Origin of the sequence: Pseudomonas hunanensis, assembly GCF_013393325.1 — a bacterium.
In the GTDB taxonomy this organism is placed as follows: Bacteria; Pseudomonadota; Gammaproteobacteria; order Pseudomonadales; family Pseudomonadaceae; genus Aquipseudomonas; species Aquipseudomonas putida_P.
Window position 1 is genome coordinate 1 of record NZ_QJRC01000051.1, and the last position, 346, is coordinate 346.

Sequence of the window (346 nt, forward strand, 5' to 3'; positions counted from 1 at the left end):
GTGCCGTTGGCATCGTGCACTTCGACGCGGCTGCCAGCCGGCGCGGTACCGGTGAGGGTGGTGCCGTCGGCGTCGATAGCCAGGTTGCTCGGGCTGGTTGGGGCGGTGGTCAGCGGTACGTCGTACTCCAACGCCACGGAGGCGTTGCCGCTCGGGTCGGTCTGCACCAGACTCAAGTGTTCACCCGGCTGCGCGGCGGGATTCAGGTCGATCAGGAAAGTGCCGTTGGCACCGACCACACCCGTGCCGATCACGTTGCCGTTGGCATCGCGCACTTCGACGGTGGCACCCGGTTCGCCGCGGCCGCTCAGGGCCAGGCCATCTGCACCGACGGTAATGTTGCTCA

The 346-nt window shown here is 67.6% G+C and carries 1 protein-coding gene; it reads right to left on the reverse strand.

The features are described 5' to 3' along the window. Positions 1 to 346, reverse strand: a 346-nt coding sequence (locus DM807_RS28240) for an Ig-like domain-containing protein (RefSeq protein WP_179026947.1), incomplete at both ends; no start/stop codon positions are given.